This is a genomic window from Geodermatophilus sp. SYSU D00525 (genome assembly GCF_054050475.1).
Map to the genome: position 1 here is coordinate 42,309 of NZ_JBJGZK010000012.1, position 21,644 is coordinate 63,952.

Below are 21,644 nucleotides of genomic sequence, written 5' to 3' on the forward strand. Positions count from 1 at the left end.
TCCGAGGTCGGCCGAGCGCGTCCGGTGACGGTCCCCACCGAGGACGGCGTGCGGCTCGAGGGTCTCGTCGTCCCGGCCTCCGGGCCGGTGACCGACCTGGCCTTCGTCGTGGCGCACGGGTTCACCAACTCCACCGCGTACCCGCCGTTCCGGCGGATGGCCGGCTGGCTGTCCCGGTTCGGCGAGGTGCGCGCCCTGGACTTCCGCGGGCACGGCCGCTCCGGCGGCGGCACGGGGGCCGGGGGCGACGACGAGCTGCGCGACGTCGACGCGGCGGTGGCCGCCGCGCGGGACGACGGCGCGGGCGCGGTGGTCACCCTCGGGCTGTCGATGGGCGGGGGCGCGGTGCTGCGGCAGGCGGCGCTCGGCCGGCACCGGCCCGACGCGGTGGTCGCCGTCAGCGCGGTCAGCCGCTGGTACGTCCGCGACACCCCGCCCATGCGCCGCGTGCACTGGCTGCTGGAGACGACGCTCGGCCGGCGGGCCGGCGCGCGCCTGCTCGGCGTCCGCCTGGCGCCGCCGTGGGAGACCGTGCCCTCGTCGCCGCTGGAGGCGGTCTCCCGGATCGCCCCGACGCCGCTGCTGCTCGTGCACGGCGACCGCGACGCCTACTTCCCGCTCGAGCACGCCCGCGCGCTGGCGCGGGCGGCCGGCCCGACGGCGACCGCGTGGGTGGTCCCCGGCTTCGGACACGCCGAGAGCGCCCTCACCGCTCCGCTCGTCGAGCGCGTCGGGCGCTGGGCGTCTGCGACGATCGGGGGCGAGCGGGAGGTGCCGGCGCCGACGGGGTCGCCGGGCGGTCCCGGGCAGGAGGGGACGTGACCACGGCGCTGGACTCCCCGCCGGCCACCCGCGCGCGGCACGCCGCCGCGGCCGTCGTCACCGGCGCGGCCGTGGCCGCGGTGCTGCTCGCGCCGGACCTGCTGGGGGAGCGGGGGCGGCTGGTCGCCGTCCTCGTGCTGCAGGCCCTCCTGGTCGCGGGCTGGGTGCGCGCCACGGCGCCGGCCGGGGCCGCGGGCGTCGCGGTGGTCGGGGCCGGCGCCGCCGTCGGCGCCGACCTGGCCGTGGACCTGCTCGCCGGCGACGGGGACCGGCCCGGCCCGGGCCTGCTGCTCGCGGTCGCGGGGCCCGCGCTGATCGTCGCGGTGCTGCACCAGATGCTGCGCCGGCCGCCGCGCACCGACGTCGTCGGCTCGCTGGGCAGCGAGGCGGTGCTGGTGTCCGCCGTCTGCGCGCTGGCGCTCCTGCTGCTGCCCGACGTCGCCGGCGACGACGGCGACCGCGCCGCCTCGCCGCTGCTGGCCGCCGGCGCCGCCCTGGTCGTCGCGCACCTCGTCGACGCCGTGCTGCCCCGTCCCGCGGTGGCCGCCGGCGCCGACCGCGGCGTGCCGGCGCTGCTGCTCGCCGTGGTGACCGGGGTCGTCGTCACGCTGCTCGGGCGCGGCACCGGCGCGACCGCCGACGTCGTCGGCGCCGTCGCCGTCGGCCTGGTGCTCGGCCTGGTCGCCGGGCTGGCGGGGACCGCCGCCTCGTTCGCGGTGGGCGGCGGCGGGGAGCGGCGCCGCGGCGCCGCCGTCGCCAGGGTCGTGGTCGAGGCGGTGCTGCCGCTGGCCGTGTGCGCGCCGGTGCTGCTCGCCCTCGCCGCGGTCTGAGGCCGGTCGCACCCGTGCGCGCCCTGCTCGTCGTCCCCGCCCTGCTCGTCGTGCTCGCGCTGGTGGCCGACCCGGTCGCCGAGGGCGTCGCCGAGGACCGGGTCGCCGAGGCGCTGCGCGACGCCGGCGGGCTCGCCGGGACGCCCGACGTCGACGTCCGGGGCTGGCCGTTCCTCACCCAGGCGGTGTCGGGCACCTACGACGACGTCCGCATCTCGCTGACCGCCGCCGAGCTGGGGCAGCCGGAGGGGACCACCGCCGACGTCCGGCTGCGCGGGGCGCACGTGCCGCTGCCCGACGCGGTGTCGGGGTCGGTGCGCGAGGTGCCGGTGGACCGGGTCGACGGCACGGCGACGCTGTCCTACGCGCTGCTCGCCCAGCAGCTCGGCGGCGACACCACCGTGGCCCGCGAGGGCGACGGGCTGCGCGTCACCCGGACCGTGGAGGTGCTCGGGTACACCGTCCCGCTCACCGCCGCGGGCACGGTGTCGCTGGACGGCGAGGACCTCGTGGTCGACGTCGAGGAGGCCGACGCGGCCGGCGTCGACGTGCCCGGGTTCGTCGTCGACCGGGCGAGCGACCTGCTCGACCTCCGCTACCCGGTCGAGCTGCCGTTCGGGCTGCGGCTGACCGGCCTGCGCCCGGCCGACGCCGGCGTGGAGGTGACCGCCGAGGCCACCGACACGGTGCTGCGCGCGCCCTGAGCCGCCCCGGGAATGCGCACCGGACCGGTCGGGTTGGTGCGGGGGATGAGCGGGACCGGCCTCGTGGTGCTCGCCGTGGCGCTCGTGCTGACCGCCGCGGCGGCCTGGTGGCTGCGCACCCGCGACGGCCGGCTCAGGACGGAGGAGGAGCCCGTGGACGGACCGACCGCGGTCCTCGAGGGGCTCGGCGTGCGGCCGGGCGAGGCGGACCTGACCGTCGTCCAGTTCTCCACCGCGTTCTGCGGGCCGTGCCGCACCACCCGCGCGCGGCTGCAGCACCTGCAGGCCACCCGGCCGGGCCTGGCCTACGTGCACGTCGACGCCGAGAGCTCCCTCGAGGCGGTCCGCGCGCTCGACGTCCGGCGCACCCCGACGCTGTTCTACCTGGACCGGGCCGGCCGGCTGCTGGGCCGCAGCAGCGGCGCGCCGCGCCCGGAGGAGCTCACCGCCCTGGTGGAGGCGCACACGGGGGCCCGGTCGTGATCGGCTACCCTGCCCGCGTGGGCACCCTGCTGACCTCGCGCCGCACAGTGGACCTGTGCCGCGTCGGCAGCTGCCTGTGTCGCGCCTCCTGAGGGCGGTCCCGCTCCGCCCAGACGTGCCCTGACCGCCGTCCGGAGAGCCTCGTCGATGTCCCTGAGTCCTGCCCGTACGGTCGACGTGCGCGGCCCGCGCTCCGCCGCGTGGGTCACCAGCGCCGTCCTGGCCGTCGTCCTGCTGACCGCGAGCGGGGAGCTGGCCGCCGTCCAGGCGGTCGTCTTCGCCGTGGGCGCCGCCGCCGGCCTGCGGTACGCGCCGTACGCGGTGCTGTTCCGCACCCTGGTCGCCCCCCGGCTGGGGCCGGCGCGGGAGCGCGAGCCCGAGGCGCCGGTGCGCTTCGCCCAGTTCGTCGGGTTCGTGTTCGCCGGCGTCGGCGCGGCGGGGTACCTGCTCGGTGCGCCGGTGCTCGGCGCCGTCGCCACCGGGCTCGCCCTCGTCGCGGCCCTGCTCAACGCGGCCACCGGCTTCTGCCTCGGCTGCGAGCTGTACCTGACCGTCCGGCGGGCCCGTCCCGCCCGCACCGCCTGACCGTCCGCACACCCACCACTGGGAGGAGATCCCCCATGAGCCGCAACGACGTGCTCGTCACCGCCGACTGGGCGCAGGAGAACATCGGCGCCCCCGGCATCGTCTTCGTCGAGGTCGACGAGGACACCAGCGCCTACGACAAGGGCCACATCGAGGGCGCGGTCAAGCTGGACTGGAAGAAGGACCTGCAGGACCCCCTGCGCCGCGACTTCGTCAGCAAGGACCAGTTCGAGGAGCTGCTGTCCGCCAAGGGCATCGGCAACGACGACACCGTCGTCCTCTACGGCGGCAACAACAACTGGTTCGCCGCCTACGCCTACTGGTACTTCAAGCTCTACGGCCACGACCAGGTCAAGCTCCTCGACGGCGGCCGCAAGAAGTGGGAGCTCGACAGCCGCCCGCTGTCCTCCGACGCCGTCGAGCGCCCGGCCACCCAGTACCGGGCCCAGGAGCCCGACACCTCCATCCGCGCCTTCCGCGACGAGGTCGTGGCCGCGATCGGCCAGCAGAACCTGGTCGACGTCCGCTCGCCCGACGAGTTCGCCGGCAAGCTGGTCGCCCCCGCCCACCTGCCGCAGGAGGGTGCGCAGCGTCCCGGCCACATCCCGACCGCGGTGAACGTGCCGTGGAGCAAGGCGGCCAACGAGGACGGCACCTTCAAGAGCGACGACGAGCTGCGCAAGCTCTACGCCGACGCCGGCCTGGACGAGTCCAAGGACACCATCGCCTACTGCCGGATCGGCGAGCGCTCGAGCCACACCTGGTTCGTGCTGCGCGAGCTGCTCGGCCAGCAGAACGTCAAGAACTACGACGGCTCGTGGACCGAGTACGGCTCGCTGGTCGGTGTCCCGATCGAGAAGGGGGCCTGAGCATGTGCGGCGCCCCGAAGCAGGGCGGTGCCCTCGCCGGTATCGACCTCGACACCCAGACGGTGATCCAGGGCCAGGTGTGGCACGACGGCGCGCCGGTGGCCGGGGCCTACGTCCGGCTGCTCGACGCCACCGACGAGTTCACCGCCGAGGTGGTGACCAGCCCGGAGGGCGAGTTCCGCTTCTTCGCCGCCCCGGGCACGTGGAAGCTGCGCTCGCTGGCCCCCGCCGGCCGCGGTGAGCGCGTCGTGGAGGCCGAGGTCGGCCTGACGGAGACCACCGTCGTCCTCGACTGAGAGGGACCCCCTGCCCCCCGCCACTCACGGGCTCGCGGCGGGACCCTGCAGGGGACCGGTTCAGCGCCCCTCTCGGCCTCGGCCGAGAGGGGCGCTGTCGCGTCCGCGGACGGTGCAGGCCAGGGCGAGCAGGACGGCGGCGCCGAGCGCCGCGCCGCCGCCGGTGAAGGCCGCGGCGCCCCCGGCCGACCGGACGTCGGGTGCTCCCGCGGCCACGACCGCCCCCGCGACCCCCGACGCACCCGCGAGCACGGCCCACGGCAGCCACCACCGCGGGTGCGCCGCCGCCGGCCCGGCGGGCGTGCGCCGCCACCACCACACCAGCCAGACCAGCAGGACCAGCGCGCCGGCCGGGACAGCAGGCCGTGCCACAGCGCCCACAGCAGCCTGCCCAGCACGACGTCGGTGCTCACGACGGCGAGGGCGGTGTGGGTGCGCACGCCGGTGTCGACCGGCGGGTGGAAGAGCAGGTCGGGGGCGAGGCTCCCCGCGACGAGCGCGGAGGCGGGCAGGCCGGTCCGCAGCAGGGGCAGCACCGCGGCGGGGTGGCTTCCCGTGAACGGCACGTCTCATCCTCCCCGCGGCGGCGGGTCCCGCGGCGCAGCGCCGGGCGGCTGCCTACCGTGGCGTCGTGGTCGCCGCCTGGGTCCTCGTCGCGCTCGCCGTGCTCCTGGCGCTCGCCTGCGGCCTCGCCGCGCGGCGGCTGGCCCGGCGGCCGGCCGAGCGGTCCCGCCGCGTGCCGCCGTCGTCCCCGGGCCGCCCCGGCCGCGGGCGCTGACCGGCGCAGGAGGGCAGGCCGCCGCCGGACTACGGTGGCGGGCATGCCTCCCCGGGACGCCGGCCGGTGACCGGCCCGACCGAACTGCCCGTCGCCGACACCGTCGACGTCCGTGAGGGCCCCGAGGTGGCGCACGCCCTGCTCTCGGTGCTGCCGCTGCTGGGGGAGTGGCACGGCGAGGGTGTCCTCGCCGGCGGGGACGCCGGTGACCGGCGCTTCGGCCAGTGGATCCGCTTCGCCCACGACGGGCGCGACTTCCTCGCCTACGAGTCGCGCACCTGGTTGATCGGCGACGACGGCCGGGTGGAGGGCCCCGCGTCCCGCGAGTCCGGCTTCTGGCGGCCGCGCGGCGAGGACGACGTCGAGCTGCTGGTGACCAGCGCCGAGGGCGTGCTCGAGCTGTACGTCGGCCGCGCCCGCACGACGACGAGCTGGGAGCTCACCACCGACGTCGTCGCGCGGACCCAGGACGCGCCGGACACCACCCGCGCCGTGCGGCTGTACGGCATCGTCGACGGGACACTCATGTACGCCGTCGACCGCGCCGGGGCGGACACCCCGCTGCGGCCCACGATGTCGGCACGGCTGGAGCGCCTGCGGTGACCGCCCCGGGAGGCACTCCCCGCGAGGTCGCCGACCGCTACGTCGACGCCGTCTGCGACCTCGACCCGATCGTCGCGACGTCGCTGGGCACCCGGCCCGGCGACGACCGGCTGCCCGACCCCAGCCCGGCCGGCCTGGAGGCCGAGGCCGAGCTCAGCCGCGCCACGCTGGCCGAGCTCGACGCCGTCCTCGCCGCCGACCCCGCGCTGGGCGAGGACCCGATCGAGCGCCGCTGCGCCCGCCTGCTGCGCGAGCGGCTCGGCGCCGAGCTGGCCGCGCACGAGACCGGCGAGGGCTTCCGCGCGCTGTCGAACCTGTTCAGCCCGGTCCACTCGATCCGCCAGGTCTTCCTGCTCATGCCGACGGCGACCGACGACGACTGGGGCGTGGTCGCCCGCCGGATGGCCCGGGTGCCCAGGGCCTACCGCGGCTACCTCGACACCCTGCGCGAGGGCGCCCGCCGCGGGCTGTTCGTGGCCCCGCGGCAGGTGTCCACCGTCGTCGGCCAGCTCGGCGAGTGGCTGTCCGGGCCGTTCTTCGGCGGGCTGGCCGCCTCCGGCCCCGACGCCGTGCGCGGCGACCTCGACGCCGCCGCCCGCGCGGCCGACGCCGCGGTGGCCGAGGTGCGCGACTTCCTGCGCGACGAGTACCTCCCGCGCGCCGAGGGCACGCCGGACGCCGTCGGCCGGGACCGCTACGCCGTCGCCGCCCGCCGGTGGAACGGCTCGGACCTCGGCGTGGGGCAGGGCCTGGAGGAGGCCTACGCGTGGGGCTGGGCCGAGCACCGGCGGCTGCTGGCCGAGCAGCGGGCCGAGGCGCGGGCGCTGCGGCCGGGGTCCTCGCCGAAGGAGGCGATGGCCTGGCTCGACGAGCACGGCCCCGCCGTCGACGGCGTCGAGGCGATCCGGCAGCGGCTGCAGGCGATGATGGACGAGGCGATCGCCGCCCTCGACGGCACGCACTTCGACCTCGCCGAGCCGGTCCGCCGGGTCGAGGCGATGATCGCGCCGCCCGGCAGCGCGGCGGCGCCCTACTACACCCGCCCGGCGCAGGACTTCTCCCGGCCGGGCCGCACCTGGCTGCCGACCCTCGGCCGCGAGCGCTTCCCGCTCTGGGACCTGGTCTCGATCTGGTACCACGAGGGCGTCCCCGGCCACCACCTGCAGCTGGCGCAGTGGGCCTACGTCTCCGGCGACCTGTCGACCTACCAGACGTCGCTGGGCTCGGTCAGCGGCAACGTGGAGGGCTGGGCGCTCTACGCCGAGCGGCTCATGGACGAGCTCGGGTACCTCACCGAGCCCGGCGCCCGCATGGGCTACCTCGACGCCCAGCAGCTGCGCGCGATCCGGGTGGTCATCGACATCGGCATGCACCTGCGGCTGCCGGTCCCCGACGACGCCGAGGGCGTGCTGGCCGGCCACCGCGGGCAGCCGTGGACGCCGGAGCTCGCGCGGGCGTTCGCCGGCGAGCACCTGGGCAGCGACCCGGCGTTCCTCGACAGCGAGCTGATCCGCTACCTGGGCCTGCCCGGGCAGGCGATCAGCTACAAGCTGGGCGAGCGCGCCTGGCTGGCCGGCCGGGCGGCGGCCCAGCGGGCGCGCGGTGCCGACTTCGACCTGAGGGCCTGGCACATGGCGGCGCTGTCGCAGGGCTCGCTGGGGCTCGACGACCTCGAGGCCGAGCTGGCGGTCCTCTAGCTAGTCGGCGGTCAGCCCGATCAGCGCGCCCAGCTCGGCCACCGCGCGCTCGAAGTACCGGTCGGCGTCCTCGACCGACCCGACGAGGTGGCCGAACAGCTCGAAGCTGACCGTGCCGAACAGCGCGCTCCACGCCAGCAGGGCGCGCACCCGGACGGCGTCGTCGATGCCCGGGGCGTCCCGGCCCAGGATCTCGACGGCCGCGTCGCCGAGCAGGCCGGGCACGCGGCCGCCGTCGCCGTGCAGCCGGCCCGCCCGGGCGGCGTCGCCGAGGACGCGGCCGAGCAGGACGCTGACCCGCGACGCCGCCGGCACGGTGTCGCGCGGCGCGGTGTAGCCGGGCACGGGGGAGCCGTAGAGCAGCGCGTACTCGTGCGGGTGCGCGCGGGCCCAGCCGCGCACCGCCGCGCACACCGCCGCCCAGCGCCGCTCCGGCGCCGAGTCCGGGTCGTCGGCGGCCTCGGCCGCCTCCCCGAGGGCGTCGTAGCCGTCGACGATCAGCCGGGTCAACAGGTCGTCGCGGCTCGGGAAGTAGCGGTACACCGCGGACGACGCCATGCCCAGCTCCCGGGCCACCGCGCGCAGGGACAGCCCGGCCGCCCCGACCTCGGCCAGCTGGCGTCGAGCGGCCTCGGCGATCTCGGCGGTCAGCTCGGCGCGGACGCGCTCGCGGGCGGTGGGCACCCCGCCATGCTCCCCGACGAGAGCGCCGCACACAACAGAGAGCACTGCTCTTGACATCGTCCGGATCGGTGCGAGAGCGTCGTCCTCGATCGAGAGCACCGCTCTCGCCAAGGTGACGAGGAGTTCGGCATGGCACTGCACGTGATCGTCGGCAAGGGCCCGGTGGGCACGACGACGGCGGAGCTGCTCGCCGCCCGCGGCCACCGGGTGCGGGTGCTGTCGCGCAGCGGCGGCACCTCCACCGGTGCGGTCGAGCACCGCCGGATGGACGCCGCCGACGCCGCGGCCCTGACCGCCGCCACCGAGGGCGCCGACGCCCTCTACAACGCGGTCAACCCCGCCTACCACCGTTGGACCACCGACTGGCCCCCGGTCGCCGCGGCCCTGCTCACCGCGGCCGAGCGGACCGGGGCGGTGTTGGTGACGATGGCCAACCTCTACGTCTACGGCCGGCCCACCGCACCGATGACGCCGGAGAGCCCGCTCGCCGCCACCGACACCAAGGGCCGCGTGCGGGTGGCCATGTGGCGCGAGGCGCTGGCCGCGCACGAGGCAGGCCGGATCCGGATGACCGAGGCCCGCGCCGGGGACTTCGTCGGCCCCCAGGTCCCGCCCGCGCAGTCGCACCTCGTGCGGCAGCTGCCCGCGCTGCGCCGCGGCCGCCGCGCCTGGGTGGTCGGCGACCCCGACGTCCCGCGCAGCTGGACCTACCTGCCCGACGTCGCCGCCACGCTGGCGACCCTCGGCACCGACGAGCGGGCCCTGGGCCGGGCCTGGCACGTGCCGAGCAACCCGCCGCGCTCCCAGCGCCAGGCGCTGGGTGACCTCGCCCGCGCGATGGGCCGGGAGCCGGTGCCGGTGAGCGGCATCCCGTGGCCGGTGCTCCGCGCCGCCGGCGTGTTCTCACCGGTGATGCGCGAGGTCGTCGACGTGCGGCACCAGTTCGACCAGGAGTACGTCCTCGACGCGACGGCGACCACCGAGGCCTTCGGCCTGACCGCCACGCCGTGGGACGAGGTGGTCGCCGCGACCGCCGGCGCGCCCGAGCCCGCGCGCGCCTGAGCTCAGGCCCGCGGCGGGACCGCGTTGACCGGGTCGCTGTCGGGCGTGACCGGGTCGCCGGGGCCCGCGGGGGCCACCTCCAGCCGGGTGGCCAGGAGCGCGTCGACGGCGGCCACGCCGGCGCCGACGTAGGTGCTGGTGAGCGCCGGGTCGGTGACGACGCACCAGGCGCGGTCGGCCGGCCACCACAGCGCGGCGCTCTGCTCGTGCGGCTCGCGGGCGAAGTTGGTGGCGGCCCGCTCCACCGGCCCGCGGGTCAGCAGCAGGTCGGCGCGGGGGAGGCGCAACCGGGGCAGGTCGGCGGCGCCGCCGTCGTCCCAGCCGAACCAGCACTCGCCCGGCGTCGTGGTCTGGTCCCCCAGGACCGTGGCCAGCTCCCGGGCGACGTGCGCGACCAGGTGGCCCTCGGCGGGGGCGTCGTTCCACAGCCCGGGCTGGTCGGCCTCGCCGAGGTACTCCCAGGAGCCGGTGACGCCGGGCCACTGCATGAGGCGGTGCGCCTGCCTGCCGTTGGCGGCGGCCACCTCGTCCCAGCGGACGTGCACGTCGACGTCGCCGTCGTAGCGGACGGCGGGGTGGAAGACGCGGGCGTAGGCGGGGAAGCGGGCCGGCAGGAGCGCGGCCACGGTGTCGGGGGGAGCGGCGCGGACGGCGTCGGTGACCCAGCGGCCGGCCGGCGCGGAACGCCCAGCGGTCTGCACGGCCGCCGTTCCTCCCCCTCAGCGCGCTGGGCCGGTCCGTGCCCAGGGACGGACAACCCCCGGGCCGCTCCGTGGCGCCACCTCGGGAGGCGGCAGCGCACGGGCCGACTGGACAAGTGTCGGCAGCCCGGGGGTCGGGTGACTGTCCGGTTCTCGCTCGCCGCCGTACGACGGACGGGCGATCATGCCGTCGTTCGGATTCCACTCCGAACGGGCGGCCCATCTGGACGGCGGCTAGCGGACAGCCACCTCACGAGTCCGATAAGCATGCAATTGTTCGGACCACCTCCCTCCTCGTGTACCCCGACGGTACGTCGCGGTTCCGGGGTCGGCAACGACGTTGTTCAGCCGTCGGCGGAAGGCCTGGGCAGCCCGGGGGAGCCGGGCGTGTCGGGGTCGCGCTGGTAGACGTCGGGGATCCCGTCGTGGTCGGCGTCGACCGCCTCGAGCGCCTCGATGCGCCGGTAGCGGCGGTTGCGCAGCCGCAGCACCACGGTGGCCAGCAGGGCCGACAGCAGCGTGCCGACCAGCACGCCGACCTTCACGTGGTCGTCGCGCTCGCTGCCCACCCCGAAGGCCAGCTCGCCGATGAGCAGCGACACGGTGAACCCGATGCCGCCGAGCAGTGCCATGCCGACCAGGTCCGGCCAGCCCAGCTCGTCGGCGAACTCCGCGCGGGTGAACCGGGTGACCAGCCAGGTGGCCCCGACGATGCCGGCGACCTTGCCCGCCACCAGGCCGACGACGATGCCGAGCGCGACCCGGTCGCCCAGCGACTCGACCAGCCCGGACAGCCCGCCCACGGTCACCCCGGCGGCGAAGAACGCGAAGACCGGCACGGCGACGCCGGCCGAGATCGGGCGGAACCGGTGCTCGAGGTGCTCGGCCAGACCCGGCCCGGCGCCCGGTCCGCCGGCCGCCTCGCTGCGCACCACCGGGACCGTGAACGCCAGCAGCACGCCGGCCACCGTGGCGTGCACGCCCGACTCGTGGACGAACACCCAGGTGAGCAGCGCCAGCGGCAGCAGCAGCCACCACGAGCGGACCCGCTTCTGCACCAGGAACCCGAACACCGCGAGCGGCACCAGCGCCAGCGCGAGCCACCCGACGGCGAGGGACGACGTGTAGAAGAGCGCGATGATCGTGATGGCCAGCAGGTCGTCGACGACGGCGAGGGTGAGCAGGAACGTCCGCAGCGCGCTCGGCAGGTGGGTGCTGATCACCGCCAGGACGGCGAGGGCGAACGCGATGTCGGTCGCCGTCGGGATCGCCCAGCCGCGCAGGCCGCCGTCGCCGCCGAGGTTGACCAGCGTGTAGAGCGCCGCGGGCAGCACCATCCCGCCGACCGCCGCGGCCACCGGCAGGGCCGCCCGGCGCGGGTCGCGGAGGTCACCGGCGACGAACTCGCGCTTGAGCTCCAGCCCGGCGACGAAGAAGAAGACCGCCAGCAGGCCGTCGGCCGCCCAGGTGCCCAGCGTGAGGTCCAGGTGCAGCGACGCCGGCCCCACCCGGGTGTCGCGCAGCGCCTCGTAGGAGTCCGCCCACGGCGAGTTGGCCCACACCAGGGCGATGACGGTGCCGATCAGCAGCAGGACGCCGCCGACGGTCTCCTTGCGCAGGACGGCGGCGATCCGGCTGGCCTCGGTCCACGAGCCGCGGCTGAACACGCGGGTGGATCCGTGCGGGGTGGTCATCGGGCGGCTCCTGGGGGAGGGGTCGGGTGCGATCCCGCCGACCAGACTTCCCGGCACACCTGCCGGCCACCCTAGCGGGCACCCCGTCGTCGCCGTCCGTGCACGGGGCCGGTCCGTAGAGTGGGCGCCGTGGACCCCCGCCCGGCACCGCCCCCGCGGGAGCGGTCCCTCCGGCTGGCGGAGCTGGCCGGCCGGCGCGTCGGGGTCTGGGGGCACGGCCGCGAGGGGCGCGCCGCGGTCGCCGCCGCCCGCGCCGCCGGCGCCGCGTCGGTCCTGGTCGCCGACAGCCGCCCCGTCGACCCCGCGTCGCTGCCCGACGGCGTGACCGCCACCGCCGACGTCGCCGACCTCGCCGGCTGCGACGTCGTCGTCCGCTCGCCGGGCATCAGCCCCTACCGCGAGGACGCCCGGGCGCTGGCCGACCGCACGCTCGTGACCACCGGTACCGGCATCGCGCTCGCCGAGGCCGCCGCCCGGGGGATCCCGGTCCTCTGCGTCACCGGCACCAAGGGCAAGAGCACGACCAGCGCGCTGGCCGCCGCGGTCCTCACCGCCGCCGGCCGCCCGGCCGTGCACGCCGGCAACATCGGCACCCCGCTGCTCGACGTCCTGGACGGGGTCGGCGACCGCACGCTCGTCGTCGAGGTCTCCAGCTACCAGGCCGCCGCCGTCCCGGACTTCGCGGGCCACGGCGCGCTCACCTCGCTCGCGCCCGAGCACCTGGACTGGCACGGGTCGGTCGAGACCTACTACCGCGACAAGCTGCGGGTCTTCTCCTCCTGCCCGGAGCGCTCGGTGGTCGTCAGCGCCCAGGCGCGGCCGCTGGCCGCCGGGTACCTCGACGCCGCGCAGCTGGTGGACCCCGCCGACGTGCTGCCCCCCGGACTGGCCGGGGCCCTGCAGCCGGTGCACCTGCCCGGCGCGCACAACCGCAGCAACGTCGAGGTCGCGCTGGCCGCCTGCGCCCTGCTCGGCCTGGACCTCGCCGCCACCGCCGACGCCGTGACCGGCGCCGTCGCCGCCTTCCGCGCGCTGCCGCACCGGCTCGCGCCGGTGGCCACGCTCGGCGGCGTCACCTTCGTCGACGACACCCTGAGCACCACCCCCGTCTCGGTGCTGGCCGCACTGGACGCGCTGGCCGGCCGCCCGGTCACGCTCATCGCCGGCGGCCAGGACCGCGGCCTGGACTACACGGGCCTGGCCGCGACGTTGGTGGCCCGTCGGGAGGAGGTCGCCCTGGTGACCGTCCCCGACACCGGGGCCCGGCTGGCCGACGACGTCCGCCGGGCGGCCGCCGGCGCCGACGTGCGGCTGACCGAGACGGCGTCGCTGACCGAGGCGGTCGCGGCGGCGATCGCCGGTACCGCCCCCGGCGGCGTCGTGCTGCTCTCGCCCGGCGCCCCCAGCTACAACCGCTTCCGCGACTTCGAGGAGTTGGCAGCCACCTATGAGGAGATCCTCGTCGACGCCGGCGCCGACCGCGTCCACGGTGTGTGAGGACGGCGTCGCCGGGGTCGGCACCTTCGTCGTCGCCGGCCGGTCCCTCGACCCCGCGACCGGCGAGGCGGCCTTCACCTACCGGCTGGGAGACGACGAGTTCACCGAGCGGCTCACCCTCGACCCGGCGCTGCTGACCGGGGCCGCGCCCGCGCAGCTCGGTGCCGCCGTGGAGGCCGCGCTGGACCTGGTGCACCTGGTCATGGGCACCAGCTACTACAAGCTCGCCGCGCCCGGCCGGGTCACCGTCGAGCGGCCGGTCACCGCCGCGCAGCTCGCCGTCGCGCAGGCCGCCTACACGCACGGGCTCGGCGAGTTCGCCGCGGTCAACCACCTGCCGGTGCCGCACCGGGTCGCGTTCGACGCCGAGGTCCGCGAGCCCGGCCCGGCCCCGGCCGGCGGCGGGCGCGGCGCGCTGCTGCCCGTGGGCGGCGGCAAGGACTCCGCGCTCGCGCTCGTCGTGATCCCCGACGGCACGGCGCTGGCGGTCAACCCCACCGGCGCGCAGCGCGACGTCGCCCGTGCGGCCGGCGTCCCGCTGGTCGAGGTCCGGCGGCGGCTGGACCCGCTGCTGGCCGAGCGGACGGCGCAGGGCGGCCTCAACGGGCACGTGCCGGTGACGGCGATCAACTCCTCGATCGCCACGCTGGTCGCCGTCCTCGGCGGCTTCGACCCCGTGGTCTTCGCCAACGAGCGCTCCGCCGACGAGGAGACGCTCACCGTCGACGGCGCGAGCGTGAACCACCAGTACTCGAAGTCCTACGAGTTCGAGCGCCTGTTCGCCGCGGCCGCCGCCGAGGTCGGCACCGGCTACTTCAGCCTCACCCGGCAGCTGTCGGAGCTGGCCACCGTGGCCGCCGTCGCCGCGCTGCCGCTCAAGGCCGACATCCTCAGCTGCAACCGGTCCTACACGCAGCGGCACCTGGGCGGGCAGGCCGAGCAGCGCTGGTGCCTGCACTGCGACAAGTGCCTGTTCACCTTCCTCTGCTTCGCCGTCTTCCTGACCCCCGCCGAGGCGCAGGACGTGTTCGGCGGCAACCCGCTGGCCGACGTCGCGCTCGCCGACGGGTTCCGCAGGCTGTGGGCCACGGAGAAGCCGTTCGACTGCGTGGGCGAGCGGGCCGAGAGCGCGGCCGCGATGGCGCACCTGGCCGCCAGCCGGTCGTGGGGGGACGCGCCGGTCGTGCGGGCACTCGGTGCCGAGGCCGCGGCCGCCGCGGAGGTGACCGGCGCGACCGTCGCGCGGTTCCTCCCGCCCCGCGGCGAGCACGCCATCCCGGAGCGGTTCCTGGCGTCGCTGCAGCGCGTGCTCGCGGACGCCCGGTCCGCCGTCGCGTAGCCCGGCCGCAACTAGGCTCGTCGGCGTGACGACCGAGCACGGTCCCGCGCCGCTGGCCGAGCGGCTGCGGGCACAGGGGCTGCGGCTGACCCCGCAGCGCCAGCAGGTGCTGGCCGCTGTCGCCGCGCTCGACCACGCCACCCCCGAGGCCATCGGGGCCCGGCTGCGCGAGGAGGCCGGGCCCGGCGGCGCGGCGCCGGACACCTCGACCGTCTACCGCACGCTGGAGCTGCTCGAGCGGCTCGGCCTGGTCTGGCACACCCACGTCGCCAAGGGCGCGCCGGTCTACCACGCCTCCGAGCACCCGCACCTGCACGTGGTCTGCGCCACCTGCGGGGAGATCTCCTCGGCCGACCCGGCGCTGCTGGAGCAGGCCGCGGAACGTCTGGCCGCCGACCTGGGTTTCACCCTGGACGTGGGGCACGTCGCGCTGTCGGGCACGTGCCGCCGATGCAGGGACGCCGGGACGGAGAACGCATGACCACCACCTCACCGCTGGCCGCACGGGCGGGCGCCGTCGTCGCCGAGGGCGCGACCGTGGCCACCCACTTCGGCGACCCGCTGCGCGAGCAGCGGCTGCTCGCCGAGGGCGCCGGGCTCGTCGACCGCAGCGACCGCGACGTGCTCACCGTCCCCGGCGCCGACCGGCTCACCTGGCTGCACAGCCTCACCAGCCAGCACCTCGAGCGGCTGGCCGACGGCACCGGCACCGAGGCCCTGGTCCTCTCGCCGCACGGCCACGTCGAGCACCACCTGGTCCTCGCCGAGCTCGCCGGCACCACCTGGGCCGACGTCGAGCCGGGCACGGGCGCGGCGCTGCAGACCTTCCTCGACCGCATGCGGTTCATGCTGCGCGTCGAGCCCGCGCTGGTGACCGCCGACCGGGCGCTGCTGTCGCTGGTCGGCCCGCGCTCGCCCGAGGTCCTCGCCGCCGCCGGGCTGCCCGCCCCCGAGACCCCGTACGCCGTCGTCGCGACGCCCGACGGCGGCTGGGTGCGCCGGATGCCGCCCCTCGGCGACGGCGGCGCGACCGCGTTCGACCTGCTCGTCCCGCGCGCCGGGATCGCCGACCGCGCCGACGCGCTGACCGCCGCCGGTGCCGGGCTCGCCGGCCTGGACGCCTACGAGGCGCTGCGGGTGGAGGCCCGCCGGCCGCGGCTGGGCGTCGACTCCGACCACCGCACCATCCCCAACGAGCTGGAGTGGCTGACCACCGCCGTCCACCTCGAGAAGGGCTGCTACCGCGGGCAGGAGACGGTCGCGCGCGTGCACAACCTCGGCCGCCCGCCGCGGCGGCTGGTCCTGCTGCACCTCGACGGCGTCAGCGAGGACCTGCCCGTCCCAGGGACGCCGGTGACCTCCGGTGCCCGCGAGGTCGGCCGCACCGGCACGGTCGTGCGGCACCACGAGCTCGGCGTCGTCGCGCTGGCGCTGGTCAAGCAGTCGGTGGCCCCCGGGGCCGAGCTCGCCGTCGGCGGGTCGCGCGCCGCGGTGGACCCCGACGACGCCCCGGCCACGGTCGACGACACCCGGGCCGCGGCCCGCGACCGGGTGCGCGCGGTGCGGTCTGCCACCATCGGGCGGTGACCTCCGCAAGCTCTGGCCCGACCCCCGCCGGCGGCGCGGCCGTCGACGCGCTGCTCGACCCCGGCTTCCTCGCGGGCGTGGAGTCCCGCCCGATGGGCGAGGTGCGCGAGCTGCGCCGCCGCGCCGAGCAGGAGGAGGTCAACCTCTCCTACACGCGGCGGCTGCTGCAGGGCCGGCTCGACATCGTCCGCCGCGAGCTGCAGCGCCGCGCCGAGCACGACGGGCGCTCGCTGGTCGACCTGCTGCCCGAGATCCTCGCCGAGAAGGGCCGCGGCCCCGCTCACGGTCTCGGCCGGCACCAGACGGTGCAGCCGGCCGCGCCCGAGGAGTACGAGTCCTGGGTCACCGCGCTGACCCCCGACGTCGACCTCTCCGCCGTCCCCGACCTCGACGACGCCGACCTCGAGCGGGCCGCCCGCGCGCTGGCCGCCGCCGAGGGGTCGCTGTCCGAGCGGCGCCGCGGCGTGCAGCAGGTGATGGACGCCCTCGCCGGCGAGCTGGCCCGCCGGTACCGCAACGGCGAGGCCGACGTCGCCGCGCTGCTCGCCAGCGAGGGCCGCCACTGATGGAGGACGCCTCCACCCCGTCCTGGCCGGACGCGCCGGTCCTCGTGGAGGTCTGGCGCTCGGGGTTCCTGGAGTCCGTCCACCGCGGCGCGGTCGTCGTCGTCGGTCCCGACGGCGGGGTGCGCTGGTCGGCCGGTGACGTCGCCCGCCCGGTCCTGCCCCGCTCGTCGAACAAGCCGGTGCAGGCGACGGCCTACCTCGCGGCCGGCTGGCGGCCGCGCTCGGGCGAGGAGCTGGCCATCGCCGCCGGCTCGCACGCCGGCGAGGACGGCCACCGCGACCTCGCCGCCTCGGTCCTCGCCGCCGCCGGCCTCGGCCCGGACGCGCTGGGCTGCCCGGCGGCGCTGCCCGGGCACGAGCCGACCCGCGCCGCCTGGCTGGTCGCCGGCCGCGAGCCGGAGCGGCTGGCGTTCAACTGCTCGGGCAAGCACGCCGCGATGCTGGCCTCCTGCGTCGCCGCCGGCTGGCCGACCGAGGGCTACCTCGACCCCGGGCACCCGCTGCAGCAGGCCGTCGAGGCGCGCCTGTCCGACGCGGCCGGCGAGCAGGTGGCCGCCGTCGTCGTCGACGGGTGCGGCGCGCCGCAGCACGGGCTGTCCCTGACCGGGCTGGCGCGCGGCGTCGCCTCGCTGGTGGAGGCGCCGTCGGGCAGCCCGGAGCGGGCGGTGGCCGACGCGATGCGGGCGCACCCCTGGTACGTCGCCGGCACCGGCCGGGACGACACCGACCTCATGACCGCCGTCCCCGGGCTGCTGGTCAAGGGCGGGGCCGACGGCGTGCACGTCGCCGCGGTGCCCGGTCGCGGTGCGGTCGCGTTCAAGCTCGACGACGGCGGCGACCGCGGGCGCACGCCTGTCCTCGCCGCCGCGCTGCGCCGGCTCGGGGTGGACGCCGGGGCGCTCGCCCGGTGGTCGGTCACGCCCGTGACCGGCGGCGACGGCGTCGTCGGCGAGATCCGGTCCGCGGCGGTGCTCGCCGCCTGACGGCGACACGCCGGGTGTGAGGGGACTCACGCCCCGGTGCTTGCTCCTGCGCTTGCAGCTGCTAGCACCCGTGGTTAGCGTCGGAGATGTGCAGACCCCTGGCGAGTTCGTGAGCGGTCAGGTGAGGTCGGTCCGCGAGAAGGTGGACCAGCTCGCCGGCAGCGTCGCGGAGACCGTCGCGGCCGAGGCCCAGCAGGTCTCGGCGGTGCGCTCGCAGGTCGGGGAGTACATCCGGGAGCAGCGCAGCGCCGCCCGGGTGTCCCTGCGCGAGCTCGCCCGCACCGCGGGGGTGAGCAACCCCTACCTCTCGCAGGTGGAACGGGGGCTGCGCAAGCCGTCGGCGGAGATCCTCGCCGCCATCGCCAAGGGTCTGCGGATCTCCGCCGAGTCGCTCTACGAGCAGGCGGGGATCCTCGACCGGCGGGCCGGCAACCCCGACACGGTCGCGGCCATCCGGTCCGACGACCAGCTCTCCGAGCGGCACAAGGCCGTGCTCGTCGAGCTGTACGAGACCTACGTCCGCGAGTACGCGGCGTCGCACACCAGCACGCGCACCACCAGCCCGAGCACCGCCCCGGGTGCCACGCCCGGGTCCGACCCGACCCCCTCCAAGGAGTCCGCATGACCACCGCCACCACCCTGCTGGAGCAGGTCGCCGAGCGCGGCCGCCGTCAGTTCCTCGTCGCCGTCGGCGCCGGTGACCTCGCCGTCGAGCAGGCCCGCACCGTCCTCGCCTCGCTGCGCACCCTCCCCGGTGAGGCCCAGGTCCAGGTCGACCTGGCCACCAAGGAGGCCCGCACCCGCGCCGAGCAGGCCGCCGACCGCGCCCGCGAGGCCGTGTCCCAGGCCCGCGCCAACAGCCGTCAGCTGGCCACCGCCGTCCGTCCGGACGCGGTCGTGAGCACCGTCTCGACCCTGGTCGAGCAGGCCCGCACCCAGGCCGCCGCCACCGTCGAGCAGCTGGCCGAGCGCGGCGCCGACGTGCTGCAGGAGCTGCGCCGCCAGCCCGGCTTCCGCCGCTTCGTGGTCCGCGCCGAGCAGGCCGTCGACGTCGTCGAGGACGCCGTCGAGGAGGTCATCGAGGAGACCGCCGAGGCCGTGAACGAGGCCTCCGACGAGGTCACCTCGCTGGTCCAGAAGGCCGCCTCGAAGACCACCAAGGCCGCCGCCAAGGCCGAGGAGGCCGTCGACCAGGCCGCCGACCAGGCCAAGGCCGCCATCGAGGAGGGCGCCGAGGCCGCCGACGAGGCGACCGCCAAGGCCGCCCGCAAGCCGGCCAAGCGCACCACTGCCGCCCGCGGCAAGGCCACCGGCACCTCGACCCGCGTGACCCGCACCGGCAAGACCACCGACTGAGGAAGGCCCTCCTGCCCCCCGCCGCCCGCACGCCCGCGGCGGGCCCTGCAGGAGGTCCACGCGAGACCAGGGCCCCGGAGCTGCCACCGCGCTCCGGGGCCCTGTCGCGTCTCCGGGGGGAGACGTCCCCCGCGGAGGAGGCCGTGACCGCGTCCCGGCGGGTACCCTGCGGGCATGGGGTTCGACTGGGCCGTTCTCGAGGGCCTGCGGCTGGTCCTGCTGGCCGTCGCGGCCTGGGCGTTCGTCGACGCCGTCATCCGCCCGGCCGCCGGCTACGTCGCCGCCGGCAAGCTGAGCAAGCCGGCCTGGGCGGCGATCACGGCGCTCGCCGCGGTGGTGATCTACCTGCAGGGGCCGATGACCTTCCTGGGCCTGCCCGCGGTGATCGCCACCGTCGTCTACCTGGTCGACGTGCGGCCCGCGGTCCGCGGCGTGCAGCGCGGCAACAGCAGCTGGTGAGCCGGCCCGCCGGGACGGCGGGTCACCAGCGGTCGTCCGCGGGCATCAGCACCCACAGGACGAGGTACGCGATGAACTGCGGCCCCGGCAGGATGCACGAGACCACGAACGCCAGCCGCAGGGCGCCGACGGAGATGCCGTAGCGGCGGGCGATCCCGGCGCACACGCCGGCGATCATCTTGTTGCGGGTGTCGCGGGCGAGACGGCGCGGAGCCGGTGCGGGGTACGTCATGACCCGACACTAGGCGCGGCCGGCCGTCCCGGGCATCGGGGAAGACCCTGGTCAGCGGCCGAAGACCCCTGGGGGAGGCTCCGGTGAGGGGACGGCGCCGTCGTCGTGCACCGGCTGCGCCTTCCCGGTGAACCGGGCGAGGTCGGCGCCGGCCACCACCCGCGCCGGCATCGGGTCGCCCGCGCAGCGCCGGGTCAGCCCGGCCACCGGCAGCTCCGCGTCGGAGGCCACCGCCACCAGGTTGCCGAACCGGCGCCCGCGCAGCGTGCCCGGCTCGGCCAGGAGGGCGACGGAGCCGAAGACGGCGCACAGCGTGGCCACCTGACCGCGGGCGAAGCGCAGCGGCGGGCCGTCGGCGACGTTGGCCGCCAGCACCCCGCCCGGCCGCAGCACCCGGTGCGCCTCGGCGGCGTACCCGACCGTCGTCAGGTGCGCGGGGGTGCGGGCGCCGGCGAACACGTCGCTGACCACGACGTCGGCGCTCGCCGTCGGCAGGGCCGCCAGGCCGGCGCGGGCGTCGGCGGCACGGACCCGCACGCGGGCGCCGCGGGGCAGCGGCAGGTGGGCGCGGACCAGGTCGGTGAGCCGCTGGTCGAGCTCCACGACCCGCTGCCGCGACCCGGGGCGGGTCACCGCGACGTAGCGGGCCAGCGTCAGCGCGCCCCCGCCGAGGTGGACGACGTCGAGCGGCTCGCCGTCCGGCGCGGCGAGGTCGAGCACGTGACCCATCCGGCGCACGTACTCGAACTCCAGGTGCGCGGGGTCGTCGAGGTCGACGTGCGACTGCGGCGTGCCGTCGACCATCAGCACCCAGGAGCCGTCGCGGTCGGCGTCGCCGAGCAGCTCGGCGGTGCCGCCGTCGACCTCGGTGGGGCCGGGCGGGAGCACCTCCGGCCGGGGACGCCTCACCGGGGCGCCACCGCGGACCAGCGGACGGTGAGCTCGCCGTGCCGCCAGCGCCGGGTGCTCCCGACCAGCGGCCAGCCGTCGTCGGCCAGGGCCTGCACCGCGGCGAGCCAGCGCTGCCGCGGGCCGAACGTCGACAGGCCGGCCGCCGACGCCCACGCGGCGTCCAGGGCACGCAGCAGGTCGTGCACCGGCCGGCCGGGGACGTTGTGGTGGATGAGCGCCTTGGGCAGCCGCTCGGCGAGGTCGGAGGGGCGGTCCAGGTCCGCGACCCGCGCGGCCAGCGTGAGCGTCAGCGGCCCGTCGGCGTCCAGGGCCACCCAGGTCGCCCGCCGTCCCCACTCGTCGCAGGTGCCCTCGACCAGCAGCCCGCCGGGCCCCAGGGCGGCGCACATCGTCTCCCACGCCCGGGCGGCCGACGCCTCGTCGTACTGGCGCAGCACGTTGAACGCCCGCACCAGGACCGGCTGCAGCCCGGCGAGCTCGAACCCGCCGACCCGGAAGTCGACCCGCGGCGGTTCGCGGTCCCCGGCGACGGCGGCGACGCGGGCCGGGTCGATCTCCAGGCCGACCACCTCGAGCCCGGGGACCTCCGGGCCCAGCCGGTCGGCCAGCTCCAGCGTGGTGACCGCCGAGGAGCCGTAGCCGAGGTCGACCACCAGCGGACGGGCCGCGTCGCGCAACCGCGGCACCTGGGTGGCGGCCAGCCAGCGGTCGACCCGGCGCAGCCGGTTGGCGTTCGTGGTGCCCCGCGTGGGCAGGCCCAGCGCCCGCGCGCGGCCGGCGGCCAGCCGGGGGTGGGCCTTCCGCGGCGCCAGGTTCGCCCGGCGCTTGTGCTCGCTGCCCCCGTCGCTCACCGGCCCCGAGGGTAGTCGGCCCGCCGGGCGGGCCGGACCGCGCGGCTACCGTGG

27 protein-coding genes and 1 pseudogene are annotated in these 21,644 nt (G+C 77.1%); 20 read left to right on the forward strand and 8 right to left on the reverse strand.

Annotation, left to right across the window (positions count from 1 at the left end; genetic code table 11):
- The first annotated feature begins 24 nt into the window (after window positions 1-24).
- From ACI796_RS12440 to ACI796_RS12470, 7 genes are all read left to right on the forward strand, one after another.
- A complete protein-coding gene (locus ACI796_RS12440; protein ID WP_456941543.1) occupies window positions 25-822 on the forward strand; it encodes an alpha/beta hydrolase family protein in 798 nt (265 codons plus the stop codon).
- Window positions 819-1,652 carry a hypothetical protein gene (locus ACI796_RS12445; RefSeq protein WP_456941544.1) on the forward strand — a complete coding sequence of 278 codons (834 nt, stop codon included), beginning with the start codon at window positions 819-821 and terminating at the stop codon, window positions 1,650-1,652. Before ACI796_RS12440 ends, ACI796_RS12445 begins: the two co-directional genes overlap by 4 nt.
- 14 nt (window positions 1,653-1,666) lie before the next feature.
- Complete coding sequence (locus ACI796_RS12450; RefSeq protein WP_456941545.1) at window positions 1,667-2,356, forward strand: LmeA family phospholipid-binding protein; 690 nt, start codon at window positions 1,667-1,669, stop codon at window positions 2,354-2,356.
- Between the two features lie 45 nt (window positions 2,357-2,401).
- Window positions 2,402-2,839 carry a TlpA family protein disulfide reductase gene (locus ACI796_RS12455; RefSeq protein WP_456941546.1) on the forward strand — a complete coding sequence of 146 codons (438 nt, stop codon included), beginning with the start codon at window positions 2,402-2,404 and terminating at the stop codon, window positions 2,837-2,839.
- Window positions 2,840-3,016: 177 nt separating this feature from the next.
- On the forward strand, window positions 3,017-3,424 hold the full coding sequence (locus ACI796_RS12460; RefSeq protein WP_456941547.1) for a DUF4395 domain-containing protein: 408 nt from the start codon (window positions 3,017-3,019) through the stop codon (window positions 3,422-3,424).
- Window positions 3,425-3,459: 35 nt separating this feature from the next.
- A complete protein-coding gene (locus tag ACI796_RS12465) occupies window positions 3,460-4,293 on the forward strand; it encodes a sulfurtransferase (protein WP_456941548.1) in 834 nt (277 codons plus the stop codon).
- Between the two features lie 2 nt (window positions 4,294-4,295).
- A complete protein-coding gene (locus tag ACI796_RS12470; protein ID WP_456941549.1) occupies window positions 4,296-4,589 on the forward strand; it encodes a DUF1416 domain-containing protein in 294 nt (97 codons plus the stop codon).
- A gap of 60 nt (window positions 4,590-4,649) precedes the next feature.
- On the opposite strand, the gene ACI796_RS12475 is transcribed toward ACI796_RS12470, so the two are convergent.
- Both ACI796_RS12475 and ACI796_RS12480 read right to left on the reverse strand, forming a co-directional pair.
- Window positions 4,650-4,961, reverse strand: coding sequence for a hypothetical protein (locus ACI796_RS12475; RefSeq protein WP_456941550.1), 312 nt, complete (start codon window positions 4,959-4,961; stop codon window positions 4,650-4,652).
- 29 nt (window positions 4,962-4,990) lie between these two features.
- Window positions 4,991-5,155 (reverse strand): annotated as a pseudogene (locus tag ACI796_RS12480) (DUF4184 family protein); the annotation flags it as partial.
- Window positions 5,156-5,220: 65 nt separating this feature from the next.
- Between ACI796_RS12480 and ACI796_RS12485 the strand changes: the two are divergent.
- From ACI796_RS12485 to ACI796_RS12495, 3 genes are all read left to right on the forward strand, one after another.
- Window positions 5,221-5,367, forward strand: a complete 147-nt coding sequence (locus tag ACI796_RS12485) for a hypothetical protein (RefSeq protein ID WP_456941551.1) — start codon at window positions 5,221-5,223, stop codon at window positions 5,365-5,367.
- A 66-nt stretch (window positions 5,368-5,433) separates the two neighbouring features.
- The gene (locus tag ACI796_RS12490) at window positions 5,434-5,970 is read left to right on the forward strand and encodes an FABP family protein (RefSeq protein ID WP_456941552.1); all 537 of its coding nucleotides are present in this window, start codon (window positions 5,434-5,436) and stop codon (window positions 5,968-5,970) included.
- A complete protein-coding gene (locus ACI796_RS12495; RefSeq protein ID WP_456941553.1) occupies window positions 5,967-7,667 on the forward strand; it encodes a DUF885 domain-containing protein in 1,701 nt (566 codons plus the stop codon). Before ACI796_RS12490 ends, ACI796_RS12495 begins: the two co-directional genes overlap by 4 nt.
- On the opposite strand, the gene ACI796_RS12500 is transcribed toward ACI796_RS12495, so the two are convergent.
- Window positions 7,668-8,351: a TetR/AcrR family transcriptional regulator gene (locus ACI796_RS12500; protein WP_456941554.1), complete on the reverse strand. Its 684-nt coding sequence runs from the start codon at window positions 8,349-8,351 to the stop codon at window positions 7,668-7,670.
- 129 nt (window positions 8,352-8,480) lie between these two features.
- Here ACI796_RS12500 and ACI796_RS12505 point away from each other — a divergent pair, with 129 nt between their 5' ends.
- Window positions 8,481-9,413 carry an NAD-dependent epimerase/dehydratase family protein gene (locus ACI796_RS12505; protein ID WP_456941555.1) on the forward strand — a complete coding sequence of 311 codons (933 nt, stop codon included), beginning with the start codon at window positions 8,481-8,483 and terminating at the stop codon, window positions 9,411-9,413.
- A gap of 2 nt (window positions 9,414-9,415) precedes the next feature.
- Here the strand turns inward: ACI796_RS12505 and ACI796_RS12510 are convergent, their stop codons facing one another.
- Entirely contained in the window at window positions 9,416-10,114 is a 699-nt protein-coding gene (locus ACI796_RS12510) for a hypothetical protein (protein ID WP_456941556.1), read from the reverse strand.
- A 344-nt stretch (window positions 10,115-10,458) separates the two neighbouring features.
- On the reverse strand, window positions 10,459-11,808 hold the full coding sequence (gene nhaA, locus ACI796_RS12515; RefSeq protein ID WP_456941557.1) for a Na+/H+ antiporter NhaA: 1,350 nt from the start codon (window positions 11,806-11,808) through the stop codon (window positions 10,459-10,461).
- Window positions 11,809-11,937: 129 nt separating this feature from the next.
- Here nhaA and murD point away from each other — a divergent pair, with 129 nt between their 5' ends.
- From murD to ACI796_RS12560, 9 genes are all read left to right on the forward strand, one after another.
- Window positions 11,938-13,305, forward strand: a complete 1,368-nt coding sequence (murD, locus tag ACI796_RS12520; protein ID WP_456941558.1) for a UDP-N-acetylmuramoyl-L-alanine--D-glutamate ligase — start codon at window positions 11,938-11,940, stop codon at window positions 13,303-13,305.
- Complete coding sequence (locus tag ACI796_RS12525; RefSeq protein ID WP_456941559.1) at window positions 13,298-14,644, forward strand: hypothetical protein; 1,347 nt, start codon at window positions 13,298-13,300, stop codon at window positions 14,642-14,644. The genes murD and ACI796_RS12525 overlap by 8 nt, the downstream gene beginning before the upstream one ends.
- Before the next feature lie 25 nt (window positions 14,645-14,669).
- A complete protein-coding gene (locus tag ACI796_RS12530) occupies window positions 14,670-15,125 on the forward strand; it encodes a Fur family transcriptional regulator (RefSeq protein ID WP_456941560.1) in 456 nt (151 codons plus the stop codon).
- Window positions 15,122-16,231 carry a CAF17-like 4Fe-4S cluster assembly/insertion protein YgfZ gene (ygfZ, locus tag ACI796_RS12535; RefSeq protein ID WP_456941561.1) on the forward strand — a complete coding sequence of 370 codons (1,110 nt, stop codon included), beginning with the start codon at window positions 15,122-15,124 and terminating at the stop codon, window positions 16,229-16,231. The genes ACI796_RS12530 and ygfZ overlap by 4 nt, the downstream gene beginning before the upstream one ends.
- Window positions 16,228-16,797, forward strand: a complete 570-nt coding sequence (locus ACI796_RS12540; protein ID WP_456941562.1) for an RsiG family protein — start codon at window positions 16,228-16,230, stop codon at window positions 16,795-16,797. Before ygfZ ends, ACI796_RS12540 begins: the two co-directional genes overlap by 4 nt.
- Window positions 16,797-17,780 (forward strand): asparaginase, encoded by a 984-nt coding sequence (locus tag ACI796_RS12545; protein WP_456941563.1) that lies wholly within the window; start codon window positions 16,797-16,799, stop codon window positions 17,778-17,780. The genes ACI796_RS12540 and ACI796_RS12545 overlap by 1 nt, the downstream gene beginning before the upstream one ends.
- A gap of 88 nt (window positions 17,781-17,868) precedes the next feature.
- Complete coding sequence (locus ACI796_RS12550; protein ID WP_456941564.1) at window positions 17,869-18,405, forward strand: helix-turn-helix domain-containing protein; 537 nt, start codon at window positions 17,869-17,871, stop codon at window positions 18,403-18,405.
- On the forward strand, window positions 18,402-19,136 hold the full coding sequence (locus ACI796_RS12555; protein ID WP_456941565.1) for a hypothetical protein: 735 nt from the start codon (window positions 18,402-18,404) through the stop codon (window positions 19,134-19,136). The genes ACI796_RS12550 and ACI796_RS12555 overlap by 4 nt, the downstream gene beginning before the upstream one ends.
- Before the next feature lie 174 nt (window positions 19,137-19,310).
- Window positions 19,311-19,595, forward strand: a complete 285-nt coding sequence (locus ACI796_RS12560; RefSeq protein ID WP_387988361.1) for a DUF2516 family protein — start codon at window positions 19,311-19,313, stop codon at window positions 19,593-19,595.
- 22 nt (window positions 19,596-19,617) lie between these two features.
- Here the strand turns inward: ACI796_RS12560 and ACI796_RS12565 are convergent, their stop codons facing one another.
- From ACI796_RS12565 to ACI796_RS12575, 3 genes are read right to left on the reverse strand one after another with little or no spacing between them, the layout of a single operon-like run.
- Window positions 19,618-19,827, reverse strand: a complete 210-nt coding sequence (locus tag ACI796_RS12565) for a PspC domain-containing protein (protein ID WP_456941566.1) — start codon at window positions 19,825-19,827, stop codon at window positions 19,618-19,620.
- A 51-nt stretch (window positions 19,828-19,878) separates the two neighbouring features.
- Window positions 19,879-20,736 carry a spermidine synthase gene (locus ACI796_RS12570; protein WP_456941567.1) on the reverse strand — a complete coding sequence of 286 codons (858 nt, stop codon included), beginning with the start codon at window positions 20,734-20,736 and terminating at the stop codon, window positions 19,879-19,881.
- The gene (locus tag ACI796_RS12575) at window positions 20,733-21,590 is read right to left on the reverse strand and encodes a class I SAM-dependent methyltransferase (protein WP_456941568.1); all 858 of its coding nucleotides are present in this window, start codon (window positions 21,588-21,590) and stop codon (window positions 20,733-20,735) included. Before ACI796_RS12575 ends, ACI796_RS12570 begins: the two co-directional genes overlap by 4 nt.
- Between the last annotated feature and the right edge of the window lie 54 nt (window positions 21,591-21,644).